Origin of the sequence: Streptomyces sp. adm13(2018) (assembly GCF_008042145.1) — a bacterium.
Classification (GTDB): domain Bacteria; phylum Actinomycetota; class Actinomycetes; order Streptomycetales; family Streptomycetaceae; genus Streptomyces.
Window position 1 is genome coordinate 1,075,249 of record NZ_RDBH01000141.1, and the last position, 14,669, is coordinate 1,089,917.

8 protein-coding genes, 1 tRNA gene, 1 rRNA gene and 1 pseudogene are annotated in these 14,669 nt (G+C 69.6%); 7 read left to right on the plus strand and 4 right to left on the minus strand.

Translation table 11 applies throughout. The annotated features are described in order from the left end of the window. Window positions 1-4: 4 nt before the first annotated feature. Window positions 5-457, plus strand: coding sequence for a tetratricopeptide repeat protein (locus EAO70_RS33050; RefSeq protein WP_148006430.1), 453 nt, complete (start codon window positions 5-7; stop codon window positions 455-457). On the opposite strand, the gene EAO70_RS33055 is transcribed toward EAO70_RS33050, so the two are convergent. Both EAO70_RS33055 and EAO70_RS33060 read right to left on the minus strand, forming a co-directional pair. Beyond that, window positions 447-1,007: a PH domain-containing protein gene (locus EAO70_RS33055; RefSeq protein WP_148006431.1), complete on the minus strand. Its 561-nt coding sequence runs from the start codon at window positions 1,005-1,007 to the stop codon at window positions 447-449. The genes EAO70_RS33050 and EAO70_RS33055 overlap by 11 nt on opposite strands. Before the next feature lie 54 nt (window positions 1,008-1,061). Further along, window positions 1,062-1,301, minus strand: a complete 240-nt coding sequence (locus EAO70_RS33060; protein ID WP_148006432.1) for a hypothetical protein — start codon at window positions 1,299-1,301, stop codon at window positions 1,062-1,064. Window positions 1,302-1,457: 156 nt separating this feature from the next. On the opposite strand from EAO70_RS33060, the gene thyX reads away from it, so the two are divergent. The 5 genes from thyX (at window position 1,458) to EAO70_RS33085 (ending at window position 5,999) form a co-directional block, all read left to right on the plus strand. Then, window positions 1,458-2,198: an FAD-dependent thymidylate synthase gene (gene thyX, locus EAO70_RS33065; protein WP_148006433.1), complete on the plus strand. Its 741-nt coding sequence runs from the start codon at window positions 1,458-1,460 to the stop codon at window positions 2,196-2,198. 178 nt (window positions 2,199-2,376) lie between these two features. Continuing rightward, a complete protein-coding gene (gene dapA / locus EAO70_RS33070; RefSeq protein WP_148006434.1) occupies window positions 2,377-3,276 on the plus strand; it encodes a 4-hydroxy-tetrahydrodipicolinate synthase in 900 nt (299 codons plus the stop codon). Between the two features lie 99 nt (window positions 3,277-3,375). After that, a complete protein-coding gene (locus EAO70_RS33075; RefSeq protein ID WP_148006435.1) occupies window positions 3,376-5,061 on the plus strand; it encodes a ribonuclease J in 1,686 nt (561 codons plus the stop codon). A gap of 740 nt (window positions 5,062-5,801) precedes the next feature. Next, a 5S ribosomal RNA gene (gene rrf, locus EAO70_RS33080) occupies window positions 5,802-5,918 on the plus strand. A 5-nt stretch (window positions 5,919-5,923) separates the two neighbouring features. Next, window positions 5,924-5,999, plus strand: a tRNA-Thr gene (locus tag EAO70_RS33085). Between the two features lie 99 nt (window positions 6,000-6,098). On the opposite strand, the gene EAO70_RS33090 is transcribed toward EAO70_RS33085, so the two are convergent. Then, window positions 6,099-8,747, minus strand: coding sequence for a SpoIIE family protein phosphatase (locus EAO70_RS33090; RefSeq protein WP_187284123.1), 2,649 nt, complete (start codon window positions 8,745-8,747; stop codon window positions 6,099-6,101). Window positions 8,748-9,013: 266 nt separating this feature from the next. Between EAO70_RS33090 and EAO70_RS33095 the strand changes: the two genes are divergently transcribed. Further along, window positions 9,014-14,488: a HAMP domain-containing protein gene (locus EAO70_RS33095; protein WP_148006437.1), complete on the plus strand. Its 5,475-nt coding sequence runs from the start codon at window positions 9,014-9,016 to the stop codon at window positions 14,486-14,488. Window positions 14,489-14,546: 58 nt separating this feature from the next. Here the strand turns inward: EAO70_RS33095 and EAO70_RS40510 are convergent. After that, window positions 14,547-14,669: pseudogene (locus tag EAO70_RS40510) on the minus strand (response regulator); the annotation flags it as partial.

The following is a 14,669-nucleotide window of genomic DNA, read 5'->3' on the forward strand; positions in this document are numbered from 1 at the left end:
GGCGATGGGCGGAAAGATCACGTACGTCTTCCTGGCCACCGTGCTCGTCCTCGTCTTCGGCGTGGTGGCGATGGAAGGCGTCCTGCTCCTCCTCACGGGCGAGCCGGCGGCCATGGGCATGGGCGCCGTGGCGTTCCTGCTGCCCGGCGTCGGCGGCTGGTTCCTCTGGAAGAACACCCGGTTCGCCCGCCAGGCGGGCCGCCTCGCCACCGAACTGGAGGCGGAGGGCGGCCTGCCCGTCGACGAGCTGAAGCGCACCCAGGGCGGCCGGATCGACCGCGACTCGGCCGACGAGGTCTTCGCCCGGCGCAAGGCCGAGACGGAGGACACCCCGGACGACTGGCGCTGCTGGTTCCGGCTCGCGGTCGCCTATTACGACGCCCGCGACACCCCCCGGGCCCGCAAGGCGATGCAGCGGGCCATCGCCCTCCACGAGGGCCGTCCGGTCAGCGCGTAGCGACCGGGGCCACCCCGTACTCGGCGTTCCAGGCCTCGACCGTGTCGGCGGCCCGGTCGAAGGCCTCGACGCGGGAGAGGAAGTCGGCGTTGTGGTCGGTGAGCAGCATCAGCTGCTCGCCGTCCCGCCGGTCCAGCACCAGGGCCTGGCCCTGGACGGTACGGGGGAGCCCCAGCCAGCGCACCGGCTGCTGCACGGTGCGGACGGAGATCACCTTCGCCCAGGGCACGGTGGTGGTCTTGAAGAAGGCCACGCGGCGGATCCCGGCGCGGCTCACCCAGGCCCCCATGCGCAGCATGCGCAGGGCGGCCAGGATGACGAGCACGGCGGTGGCCAGGGTGGCGGCCCCGCCGCTGAATCCCCCGGCCGCGGTGATGATCACCGCGGCGAGGAGGACGAACGAGGCGAGCAGCAGCGCGAGCGCCGCCGCCCCGACCCGCCAGGACCCCGGCCGGTACGGACGGCGCCACTGGTCGTGGTCGTCGAACGGCAGGGCGACGTGGTCGGTCGTGTCAAAAGCACGGTCGGCCGTCAGAAAGGGCAGGGGCACGACAGGTCCTCACTCACAGGCACGCTCGAAGGGGCGGTGCCCGGTGAGGCTACCTCAGCGGTTGTCGGAGGCTTCGGACTGCTGCCGATGAGTGGCGGAGTCGCCCGCCTGGAGGGACGGCATCCCGAAGATCAACGAGCCCGCGAGGCCGGCGACGACGGTCAGACCCAGCAGGGTGCGGCCCACGATCTGCGAGGCGCCGAGCCGCTCCCGGGGTGGTGGAGTGACGTTACTGCGGAAGTGGTCCGCCTCCGCGACGAACGCGAACGGTACGGGCTCTTTCCGGCTGAACATCGGGGCCACTCTCCTCGGGTCGTCGTCATGCGTCACAGGTACAGACGACAGGACCGGGGTTTTGGTGCCCTGAATTCACCGAAGCGGCCGAATCTCATCCTCCGGTAGGACGTCGTTAGAGTGGGCGACTGCATTGACCGATGGGAAGGACCGCTGGTGACCGACAGCCCCACTGAGAACGTGAAGATCGACTTGCGGAGTGACATCACCGTCGAGCTGGTCAAGAGCGCGGCGGCCGACTCCGACGTCCTCTGGGCCGCGCGGGTCTCCACGGCGGGCGAGCAGTCCCTCGAAGAGCTCCAGAAGGACCCGGAGCGCTCCAAGGGCCTGATCAACTACCTGATGCGGGACCGCCACGGCAGCCCCTTCGAGCACAACTCGATGACCTTCTTCATCAGCGCCCCGATCTTCGTGTTCCGCGAGTTCATGCGGCACCGCGTGGGCTGGTCGTACAACGAGGAGTCGGGCCGCTACAGGGAGCTCCAGCCGGTCTTCTACGTCCCCGACGCCTCCCGCAAGCTCGTCCAGGAGGGCCGCCCCGGCAAGTACGTCTTCGTCGACGGCACCCAGGAGCAGCACGACCTGGTCAGCCGCACGATGGAGGACTCGTACCGCCAGGCGTACGCCTCCTACCAGGAGATGCTGGCCGCCGGCGTCGCCCGCGAGGTCGCCCGCGCGGTCCTGCCCGTCGGTCTCTTCTCCTCGATGTACGCCACGTGCAACGCCCGCTCGCTGATGCACTTCCTCGGCCTGCGCACCCAGCACGAGCTGGCCGCGGTCCCGTCCTTCCCGCAGCGGGAGATCGAGATGGTCGGCGAGCGGATGGAGGAGCACTGGGCCCGGCTGATGCCGCTGACCCACGGCGCCTTCAACAAGAACGGCCGTGTGGCCCCGTAGGGCACAGATGTCCGAACCACCCGTGCGAAGTGTCCGTATTGCGACGTTTCACGAAGTTCATCTAGGCTGATCAAACGGACCCGGCGCTGCCTGAACCCCCGAGCAGGCAGCGCCGGGCTCCCTTTCTCCTGTCCCCCTCGGGGACACCCGGCGCTGAGCAGCGAGTAGCGTGTTACCCATGGCTCCGATCTCCACTCCGCAGACCCCCTTCGGGCGGGTCCTCACCGCCATGGTCACGCCCTTCACGGCGGACGGCGCACTCGACCTCGACGGTGCCCAGCGACTGGCCACCCACCTGGTGGACGCAGGCAACGACGGCCTCGTCATCAACGGGACCACCGGCGAGTCCCCCACCACCAGCGACGCGGAGAAATCGGAGCTGGTACGAGCCGTACTGGAGGCGGTCGGCGACCGCGCCCACGTCGTGGCCGGCGTCGGCACCAACGACACCCGCCACTCCCTCGCCCTCGCCCGCACCGCCGAGCGCGACGGCGCGCACGGCCTCCTCGCCGTCACGCCGTACTACAACAAGCCCTCCCAGGAGGGCCTGTACCAGCACTTCTCGGCCATCGCCGACGCCACCGAGCTCCCGGTGATGCTCTACGACATCCCCGGCCGCAGCGGCGTCCCGATCGACACCGAGACGCTCGTCCGGCTCGCCGAGCACCCGCGCGTCGTCGCCAACAAGGACGCCAAGGGCGACCTCGGCCGCGCCAGCTGGGCCATCGCCCGCTCCGGCCTCGCCTGGTACTCCGGCGACGACATGCTCAACCTGCCCCTGCTCTCGGTCGGCGCCTGCGGCTTCGTCTCCGTCGTGGGCCACGTCGTCACCCCGGAGCTCCGCGCCCTCCTCGACGCCCACCTGGGCGGCGAGATCCAGAAGGCCACCGAGATCCACCAGAAGCTGCTCCCGGTCTACACCGGGATGTTCCGCACCCAGGGCGTCATGACCACCAAGGCCGCCCTCGCCCTCCAGGGACTCCCGGCCGGCCCGCTGCGGCTGCCGCTCGTGGAGCTGTCCGCCCCCGAGACCGAGCAGCTCAAGGTCGACCTGGCCGCCGGCGGGGTAGAGCTCTGACAACGGACTTCACAACTGAACACTGACAACAGCAAGTGCACGAATGTCATGCACGCCACGTGCCAAGGGGTACGTGGCGTGCGTGGTGAGGAGAGTCTTTTGAGTCATCCGCATCCCGAACTCGGTGCCCCGCCGAAGCTGCCGAAGGGCGCCCTGCGCGTCATCCCGCTCGGCGGGCTCGGCGAAATCGGCCGAAACATGACGGTCTTCGAGTTCGACGGCCGCCTGCTCATCGTCGACTGCGGCGTCCTCTTCCCCGAAGAGGAGCAGCCGGGCGTCGACCTGATCCTCCCGGACTTCACCATCATCCGGGACCGCCTCGACGACATCGAAGGCATCGTGCTCACGCACGGCCACGAGGACCACATCGGTGCCGTCCCCTACCTGCTCCGGCTCAAGCCGGACATCCCGCTGATCGGCTCCAAGCTGACCCTCGCCCTGATCGAGGCCAAGCTCCAGGAGCACCGCATCCGCCCCTACACCCTCGAGGTGAAGGAGGGCGACCGCGAGGTCCTCGGCTCGTTCGACTGCGAGTTCATCGCGGTCAACCACTCCATCCCGGACGCGCTCGCGGTCGCCATCCGCACTCCCGCGGGCATGGCCGTCGCCACCGGCGACTTCAAGATGGACCAGCTCCCGCTGGACGGCCGCCTCACGGACCTGCACGCGTTCGCCCGGCTGAGCGAGGAGGGCATCGACCTCCTCCTCTCGGACTCCACGAACGCCGAGGTCCCGGGCTTCGTCCCGCCGGAGAAGGACATCTCCAATGTCCTGCGCACGGTCTTCGCGAACGCCCAGAAGCGCATCATCGTGGCCAGCTTCGCCAGCCACGTGCACCGCATCCAGCAGATCCTCGACGCCGCCCACGAGTACGGCCGCCGGGTCGCCTTCGTCGGCCGCTCGATGGTCCGCAACATGGGTATCGCCCGTGACCTGGGCTACCTCAAGGTCCCGGCCGGCCTCGTCGTGGACGTGAAGACCCTCGACGACCTGCCGGACGACGAGGTCGTGCTCGTCTGTACGGGTTCCCAGGGCGAGCCGATGGCCGCGCTGTCCCGCATGGCCAACCGCGACCACCAGATCCGGATCGTCCCCGGCGACACGGTGATCCTGGCGTCGTCGCTGATCCCCGGCAACGAGAACGCGGTCTACCGCGTGATCAACGGCCTGACCCGCTGGGGCGCGAACGTCGTCCACAAGGGCAACGCCAAGGTCCACGTCTCGGGCCACGCCTCGGCCGGCGAGCTGCTGTACTTCTACAACATCTGCCGCCCGAAGAACCTCATGCCGGTCCACGGTGAATGGCGCCACCTGCGCGCCAACGCCGAGCTCGGCGCGATGACGGGCATCCCGAAGGACCACATCGTCATCGCCGAGGACGGCGTCGTCGTCGACCTGGTCGACGGCCGCGCCCGCATCACCGGCAAGGTCCAGGCGGGATACGTGTACGTGGACGGGCTCTCGGTCGGCGACGTCACCGAGACCTCCCTCAAGGACCGCCGGATCCTCGGCGAGGAGGGCATCATCTCGGTCTTCGTCGTGGTCGACTCCTCGACGGGCAAGATCGTGGGCGGTCCGCACGTGCACGCCCGGGGCTCGGGCATCGACGACTCCGCGTTCGACGCGGTGCTGCCGAAGATCGACCAGGCCCTGAACAAGTCCTTCCAGGACGGCGTCGTGGAGCCCCACCAGCTCCAGCAGCTGATCCGCCGCAGCGTGGGCAAGTGGGTCTCCGACACCTACCGCCGGCGTCCGATGATCCTCCCGGTCGTGGTCGAGGTCTGACCTCCGACCTGCAGTGCAACGGAGCGGGGCCCCTCGATTTGCATCGGGGCGCCCCGCTCCAGTACGTTTACGGCTCCGCCAGAACGGGAAGCCCCGGCGCCGACGTGCGCCAGATCGCTTCCACGGGAGGCGGGAAATCCGATGGAAATCTTCTGATAAAGTCGGAACCGCCGAAAGGCCCCCGGAGTGAAAACAAAAGGGACCGGAAAGCACCGAGGAAATCGGATCGGAAAGATCTGATAGAGTCGGAAACGTAAGACTGAAGGGAAGCCCGGAGGAAAGCCCGAGAGGGTGAGTACAAAGGAAGCGTCCGTTCCTTGAGAACTCAACAGCGTGCCAAAAATCAACGCCAGATTAGTTGATACCCCGTCCATCTTCGGATGGCAGGGTTCCTTTGAAAGTCCTGCCGGCCCTTGTGGCTGGTGGGCAACATACACAGCGAGGACGCTGTGGACGGTCGGCCACATTCCGGCATGACCGTCCCGCTCAACGCGAGTGTCACCCGGTTACGGGTAAACATTCACGGAGAGTTTGATCCTGGCTCAGGACGAACGCTGGCGCCTTGAGAGGGTAAGGCTCCCAGTAGACGACTGGGTTGATAGGCCGGATGTGGAAGCCCAGTAATGGGTGGAGCTGACCGGTACTAATAGGCCGAGGGCTTGTCCTCAGTTGCTCGCGTCCACTGTGTTAGTTCTGAAGCAATGAACTCCCTTTGCCGGTCGAGTTCAACTTCATAGAGTTTCGGTGGTCATAGCGTTAGGGAAACGCCCGGTTACATTCCGAACCCGGAAGCTAAGCCTTTCAGCGCCGATGGTACTGCAGGGGGGACCCTGTGGGAGAGTAGGACGCCGCCGAACAACCCGCCCTTTTAGCTCAGTCGGTAGAGCGTCTCCATGGTAAGGAGAAGGTCAACGGTTCGATTCCGTTAAAGGGCTCCAAGTGAAAAGGCCCCCGCCTGATGGCGGGGGCCTTTTTGCGTTCCCTGGAAGAACGGACCGGCCGGCGACCCCTCCCGCGGGAGGGGATCGGCCGTGCCGTCAGCGGTCGTCCGGCTCTCGCAGGCGCATAGCCAGGATCGCCATGTCGTCGGAGGCCGGGGCCTGGGCGAAGCGTTCCACCGCGCGGAGTACCCGGGAGGCGACCGCGCCGGCCGTCAGGCCCGTACACGTCTTGAGGACCTCGGCGAGGCCGTCGTCGCCCAGCATGCGGGTGCCCTCACGGCGTTCCGTCACGCCGTCCGTGACGCACAGGAGGACGTCGCCCGGGTCGAGCGTGACGGTCTCCTCGTACAGTTCGAGGTCCTCCATGACGCCCAGGAGCGGCTGGGGCTCCGCCGCGGGGCTCACCGAACCGTCGGGACGCAGGCGCAGCGGCAGCGGATGGCCGGCGCACACGACCTTGAGGATCGCGGAGCCGTCGTCCTGCGGGCGCATCTCGCCGTACAGCAGGGTGAGGAAGCGGCTGCGGGCGCCCTCGTCGAGGATCGCCGCGTTCAGGCGCTCCAGGACGGCCGGGCCGCCGAAGCCCTCGCGGGCCAGCAGACGCAGGGCGTGTCGGGCCAGGCCGGTCACCGCGGCCGCCTCCGGGCCCGTACCGCAGACGTCGCCGATGGCGAATCCGTAGGCGCCGTCGCGGATCGGGAACAGGTCGTAGAAGTCGCCCCCGACCTCGTTGCCCTCGCCGGCCGCGCGGTAGATGACGTCCACCTCGACACCGGGGATGTCCGGCAGGCCCGGCGGCAGCAGGCTGCGCTGGAGGGACTGGCTGATCGCCACGCGCTCCGAGTACAGACGGGCGTTGTCCAGGGCCAGGGCGGCCCGGCGCGAGAGGTCCTCGGCGAGCTCCAGGATCTCCTGGCGGAAGTGGTCCTCCGAGGGCCTGCCCAGGGTCAGCATGCCGATCACCCGGTTGCGGGCGACCAGCGGCAGGACGACCGTCTCGCCGGCGACCGTGCTCGCCGTGGCGAGGGTGCTGTCGATGCCGGAGGAGAGCGGGCTCGTCGGGTGGTCGAGGGCGCGGACCGAGGCGGTCACGGCCGCGCGCTGCGCGGCCTCGCCCGGGGCCGTCCAGACGCGGGCGCCGGGGGTCGGCACCGGGTCGGGCGGTGAGATCGAGGACAGCAGGTCCTTGAGGCCGTCGATCCGGTCCTCGTCCTCGTGGAGCACGTACGAGAGGTACGGGTCGGAGGCCTGGTCGGCGATCGTGTAGACCGCGCACCAGGTCGCGAGGGTCGGGACCGTCATCTGGGCCATCAGCGCCAGCGTCTGGTCCCGGTCGAGGGTGCCGGCCAGCAGGTCCGAGGCCTCGACGAGGAAGCTGAGGGAGCCGCGGCGCAGGCGCTCCAGCTCGCCGAGGCGGGCGGACTCCACGGCCAGGGCGATGCGGTCGGCGGCGAACTGGAGGCGGAGCGCCTCCTCGTTCGAGTAGCGGTTCGCGGCCTCGGCGGCCACACCGAGGGAGCCGGTGAGCCGGCCCTCGACCTTCAGGGGCACGGTGACGACCGAGCGCATGCCGGTGCCTTCGAGGAGCGGGACGGCGCCGGGGACGGCGGCCAGGTCCTCGTGGACGGCGGGCATGCGGGCGGAGCCGTAGCGGCTGGCGCCGGTCTCGACGGGGACGCGGGCGAAGCGCTGGCGGGCGGCCGGGAGGCCGGTGGTCGCGCGTACCTCCAGTTCCGTCTCGTCGTCGGTGGCGAGGAGCAGGAAGGCGGCGTCGCCGTCGAGCATGTCCCGGGCGCGTTCGACCGTGCGTTGGAGGAGTCCGTCGAGGTCGTCGGGGGCGGGGGAGCCGATGAAGACCTCGAAGGGGTCGGTGGTGCGGCTCTCCGAGCCCGGCTCGGCGGCCGGGCGCTGCGGGGTCTGGAGGACGGCCCGCTCGTGCTCGCGGACCAGGAGGCAGACGGTGGACGGCTCGCCCTGGGCGTCGCGGACGCGGAGGTGGGCGGCGTAGACCGGGATCACCCGGCCGTCGGAGCAGCGGATGCCGTAGCTGCCCTCCCAGCGGGAGAGGCGGAGGGCCTCGGCGAGGCCGGTGCCGATGCCGGGGGTGTGGGGCCAGGCGGCGAGGTCGCCGAGGGGTTTGCCGGTGACCTGGTCGGAGGTGTACCCGAAGAGCTCCCCCGCGTCCTCGTTCCAGGCACTGATGGCTCCGCCGCGGTCGATCTGGACGACGGCGACGCGGACGCGGCTGTCGGTGACCGGGAGGAGGGCCTCGGGGAGGACCGGGCCTGCGGAGCGGGTGCCGACCGGGCGGCGGGCGAGGTCCAGGTGGAACCAGACGTGCTTGCGCGTCGGGGTGTAGTCGACGCCCCAGCGGTGGGCGAGGGCGGCGCAGAGCAGCAGGCCGCGGCCGTTCTCGCGGTCGGGGTTGGCCAGGGAGCGGCCGCCGGCCTGGACGGGGATCTCGCGCTCCGGGTAGCGGTCGGCCACCTCGACGCGGATGCTGTCGTCCGAACGGAGGCAGAGGACCTCCGCGGAGGTGCCGGCGTGGATGACGGCGTTGGTGACGAGCTCGCTGGTCAGCACGACCGCGTCGTCGACCAGCTCCGGATGGCCCCAGCCCTGGAGGGTGTCCCGGACGAAGGCGCGGGCGGCCGCGACGGACCGCCCGACGGGCTCGAAGCTGGCAGTCGCCCGCGCGGTGATCACAGAACTCCTCGTACGCGTCTCGACGCCCGGCTCTGCCATGCTCGGTCTGTCCCTCCGCTGCCCGGTGGTCGTTACGTGCACCACACCGCCCCCGCCGGGCGGACCGGGACGGTTGGACAGCCGGAAGCCAGGTTACTTACCTTCACCGTCCGAGCGGATGCCGGTCATCACTTCCGTGCCCAGGGGGTAGGGACGCTGTGCGAAGCTGCCGAACTGTTATCGCCTGGTTCGATGGCGGTGAAACACTGGGCAGGCTACCGGCGGAAGTCGGAGCGGAACGGTCGACCCCTTTCGGGAGGGACACGGTGGAACCTGGCACGGCGGCGCGACGCGGCGGAGGCAGCGGTACGCGCACGAGGGGCGGGCGTTCCCGTGGGGGGACGGTGCAGGTCGACGCGGCCGCGCTGGAGCGGCTGCTGGCCGCACTGGTGTCCATGCGGGACGGCAACCTGCGCAGGCGGCTCACGGTGTCCGGCGACGGGGTCATGGCGGAGATCTCCGCCGTGTTCAACGAGGTCGCGGACCGGCAGATGCACGTGACGGGCGAGCTGTCGCGGGTCCGCCGGGTGGTGGGGCGCGAGGGCAAGCTGTCCGAGCGGCTGGAGGCCGGTGCCGGCGAGGGGGCGTGGGCGGCGGCGATCGAGGCCGCGAACGCGCTCGTCGACGATCTGGCGCGGCCGGTGTCCGAGGTGGGACGGGTGCTCTCGGCGGTGGCCGAGGGCGATCTGGACCAGCGGATGGACCTGCGTTCGGAGGGTGCCGACGGGACGGTGCGGCCGCTGCGCGGCGAGTTCCTGAAGGTGGCCCGTACCGCGAACCACCTCGTCGACCAGCTGTCGGTGTTCGCCTCCGAGGTGACCCGGGTCGCCGTCGAGGTGGGCACGGACGGCAAGCTGGGCGGGCAGGCGCAGGTGCGCGGGGTGTCCGGTTCGTGGAAGGACCTCACGGACTCGGTCAACACCATGGCGAACCGGCTGACGGCCCAGGTGCGGGACATCGCGCTGGTGACGACGGCGGTCGCGGACGGTGACCTGTCGCAGAAGGTCACCGCGAACGTGGCCGGCGAGATGCTGGAGCTGAAGAACACGGTCAACCGGATGGTCGACCAGCTGTCGTCGTTCTCCTCCGAGGTGACCCGGGTCGCCCGCGAGGTGGGTACGGAGGGCGAGCTCGGCGGTCAGGCCGAGGTGGCCGGGGTCGCCGGTGTGTGGAAGGACCTCACGGACTCCGTCAACACGATGGCGGGCAATCTGACCAGCCAGGTGCGCGGGATCGCCGAGGTCACGACGGCCGTCGCCAACGGCGACCTGTCGCAGAAGGTGCGGGTGTCGGCGCGCGGTGAGATCGCGCAGCTGGCGGACACCATCAACCAGATGACGAAGACCCTGCGGATCTTCGCCGACGAGGTGACCCGGGTCTCGGGCGAGGTCGGCGCCCAGGGCCTGCTCGGCGGCCAGGCGCAGGTGCCGGGCGCGGCGGGGACGTGGAAGGACCTCACGGACTCCGTCAACACCGTCTTCCGGAACATCACCACGCAGGTGCGGGACATTGCGCAGGTGACCACGGCGGTGGCCAACGGCGACCTGTCGCAGAAGGTCACCGTGGACGTGGCCGGCGAGATGCTGGAGCTGAAGAACACCGTCAACACGATGGTGGACCAGCTGTCCGCCTTCGGTTCCGAGGTGACCCGGGTGGCCCGGGAGGTCGGTGTCGAGGGTCTGCTGGGCGGCCAGGCCGAGGTGAAGGGCGCGGCCGGCACGTGGAAGGACCTCACCGATTCGGTGAACACGGCCTTCCGCAACCTGACCGGTCAGGTGCGGGACATCGCGCAGGTCACCACGGCGGTGGCCAACGGCGACCTGTCGCAGAAGGTCACGGTCGACGTGGCCGGCGAGATGCTGGAGCTGAAGAACACCGTCAACACGATGGTGTCGCAGCTGTCGTCGTTCGCCGACCAGGTGACCGGGATGGCGCGGGACGTGGGCACCGAGGGCCGGCTGGGTGGTCAGGCGCAGGTGGACGGTGTGTCGGGGCGCTGGCGGGAGCTCACCGACTCGGTGAACTTCATGGCCGGCAACCTGACCTCGCAGGTGCGGCAGATCGCGCAGGTGACGACGGCGGTGGCGCGGGGCGACCTGTCGCAGAAGATCGACGTGGACGCGCGCGGCGAGATCCTGGAGCTGAAGAACACCATCAACACGATGGTCGACCAGCTCTCCGCGTTCGCCGACCAGGTGACCCGGGTGGCCCGCGAGGTGGGTACCGACGGGCGTCTCGGCGGTCAGGCGCAGGTGCCGGGTGTGGCCGGTGTGTGGCGGGACCTCACGGACTCCGTGAACGGGATGGCCGGGAACCTGACCACCCAGGTCCGCAACATCGCGCAGGTCGCGACGGCGGTGGCCCGCGGTGACCTGTCGCAGAAGATCGACGTGGACGCGCGCGGCGAGATCCTGGAGCTGAAGAACACCCTCAACACGATGGTGGACCAGCTGTCGAACTTCGCCGAGCAGGTCACGCGCGTGGCCCGCGAGGTGGGCACCGAAGGCATCCTGGGCGGTCAGGCCGAGGTGCAGGGGGTCTCCGGCACCTGGAAGGACCTCACCCAGTCCGTGAACTTCATGGCGAACAACCTCACCATCCAGGTGCGGAACATCGCCGAGGTCACCACGGCGGTCGCCAAGGGCGACCTGTCGAAGAAGATCACCGTCGACGCCCGGGGCGAGATCCTGGAGCTGGTGACGACCGTCAACACCATGGTCGACCAGCTGTCGAACTTCGCCGACGAGGTCACGCGCGTGGCCCGTGAGGTGGGTACGGAGGGCATCCTCGGCGGTCAGGCGCGGGTCCGGGGCGTCACGGGCACCTGGAAGGACCTGAGCGACAACGTCAACCTGATGGCCAACAACCTGACGAGTCAGGTGCGGAACATCTCCCGGGTCTCGGCGGCCGTCGCCAACGGTGACCTGACCAAGAAGGTGACGGTCGAGGCGCGCGGCGAGGTCGCCGAGCTCGCCGACACCGTGAACACGATGGTGACGACCCTGTCGTCGTTCGCCGACGAGGTCACCCGGGTCGCCCGCGAGGTGGGTACCGAGGGTGAGCTGGGCGGTCAGGCCCGGGTGCCGGGTGTATCGGGCACCTGGAAGGACCTGACCGAGTCGGTGAACTCGATGGCCTCCAACCTCACCGGTCAGGTGCGCCAGATCGCGGCGGTCACCACGGCCATCGCCAAGGGCGACCTCACCAAGAAGATCGACATCGACGCGCGCGGTGAGATCCAGGAGCTGAAGAGCACCATCAACACGATGGTGGACCAGCTGTCGAACTTCGCCGAGGAGGTCACCCGGGTGGCCCGCGAGGTGGGCACCGACGGCCAGCTCGGCGGCCAGGCCCGGGTGCGCGACGTGGACGGCACCTGGCGGGACCTCACGGAGTCCGTGAACGAGATGGCCGGGAACCTGACCCGGCAGGTGCGGGCGATCGCCGCCGTCGCCACGGCGGTCACGCGGGGCGACCTCAACCTCAAGATCGACGGTGTCGACGCGGCGGGCGAGATCCAGGCCCTCCAGGAGAACATCAACACCATGATCGCCAATCTGCGGGACACCACCCTCGCCAATGAGGAGCAGGACTGGCTCAAGGGCAACCTCGCCCGGATCTCCGGCCTCATGCAGGGCCGGCGGGACCTGGACGACGTCGCCTCGCTCATCATGAGCGAGCTGACCCCGGTGGTCTCGGCGCAGCACGGCGCCTTCTTCGTGGCGATGCCGACCGGTTCCGCCCACGGCGACGCCGAACTCGTCGGCGAGGGGGAGGGCTCGTACGAGCTGCGGATGCGGGGGAGTTACGGATACTCCGCCGGGTCCATGCCGACCTCGTTCCGTCCCGGCGAGACGCTCATCGGGACGGCGGCCGAGGAGAAGCGGACCATCCAGGTCAACGTGCCGCCGGGCTATCTGAAGATCTCCTCCGGGCTGGGGGAGGCCTCCCCGGCGCATGTGATCGTGCTTCCGGTGCTCTTCGAGGGCAAGGTGCTCGGCGTGATCGAGCTGGCGTCGTTCCAGCCGTTCACCCAGATCCAGCGTGACTTCCTCAACCAGCTCGCCGAGCTGATCGCCACGACCGTGAACACGATCAGCGTCAACACCAAGACCGAGGTGCTGCTCCAGCAGTCGCAGGAACTCACCGAGCAGCTCAGGGAGCGGTCGGCGGAGCTGGAGCACCGTCAGAAGGAGCTCCAGGGCTCCAACCTGGAGCTGGAGGAGAAGGCCGAACTCCTGGCCCGGCAGAACCGGGACATCGAGGTGAAGAACACCGAGATCGAGGAGGCGCGGCAGGTCCTGGAGGAGCGGGCCGAACAGCTCGCCGTCTCCATGCGGTACAAGTCCGAGTTCCTGGCGAACATGTCGCACGAGCTGCGCACCCCGCTCAACTCGCTGCTGATCCTCGCCAAGTTGCTCGCGGACAACGCCGAGACGAATCTGACGCCGAAGCAGGTCGAGTTCGCGGAGACCATCCACGGCGCCGGTTCCGACCTGCTCCAGCTGATCAACGACATCCTCGACCTGTCCAAGGTCGAGGCGGGCAAGATGGACGTCTCGCCGACCCGGATCGCGCTCGTCCAGCTCGTCGACTACGTGGAGGCGACCTTCCGGCCGCTGACGGCGGAGAAGGGGCTGGACTTCTCGGTGCGGGTCTCGCCCGAGCTGCCGGCCACCCTGCACACCGACGAGCAGCGGCTCCTCCAGGTGCTGCGCAACCTCCTCTCCAACGCGGTGAAGTTCACCGACACGGGCGCGGTCGAACTGGTCATCCGGCCGGCCGGGGCCGACGTGCCGCAGTCGATTCGCGAGCAGCTGCTTGAGGCCGGTTCGCTGCGCGACCCGGAGGCCGATCTGATCGCCTTCTCGGTCACCGACACCGGCATCGGGATCGCCGCGAGCAAGATGCGGGTCATCTTCGAGGCGTTCAAGCAGGCCGACGGCACGACCAGCCGGAAGTACGGCGGTACGGGCCTTGGGCTCTCGATCAGCCGGGAGATCGCGCGGCTGCTCGGCGGCGAGATCTTCGCGGCGAGCGAGCCGGGCCGCGGCTCGACGTTCACGCTCTACCTGCCGCTGAGCCCGACGGAGCTGCCGCCCGGGTACGGGCAGGGGGCGGCCGACGAGGCCCAGCAGGGCGCCGAGGAGGCGGCCGGGGCCGTCCACCCGTTCCCGCACTTCTCGCCGCCGCCCGTGCGGACGGAGGCGCGGTCCGGGGCCGGGGCGCTCTTCCGGCATCGGCGGAAGGCGGCCGCGGAGGCGACCGGGGCGCGGACGGAGGCGCCGGGGCAGTCCGGGCGGCAGGCCGAAGAGCAGCGGCCCGAGCAGGAGGCGGAGGCCGCGCCGCGCCGCACCTTCGGCTTCTCGGGAGAGAAGGTGCTCATCGTCGACGACGACATCCGCAACGTGTTCGCGCTCACCAGCGTCCTGGAGCAGCACGGGCTCGCGGTGCTCTACGCGGAGAACGGGCGGGAGGGCATCGAGGTCCTGGAGCAGCACGACGACGTCACGATCGTCCTGATGGACATCATGATGCCGGAGATGGACGGTTACGCGACGACGACCGCGATCCGGCGCATGCCGCAGTTCGCGGGGCTGCCGATCATCGCGCTGACGGCGAAGGCGATGAAGGGCGACCGGGAGAAGGCGATCGAGTCCGGTGCCTCGGACTACGTGACCAAGCCGGTCGACCCCGATCACCTGCTGTCCGTGATGGAGCAGTGGATGCGCGGGGAGTGAGACCTGTCGCGTCCCGTGGCGCGGAGGCACTCCCCCGCGCCACGGGACGCGACAGGTCTCACTCCCCGCGCATCCACTGCTCCATCACGGACAGCAGGTGATCGGGGTCGACCGGCTTGGTCACGTAGTCCGAGGCACCGGACTCGATCGCCTTCTCCCGGTCGCCCTTCATCGCCTTCGC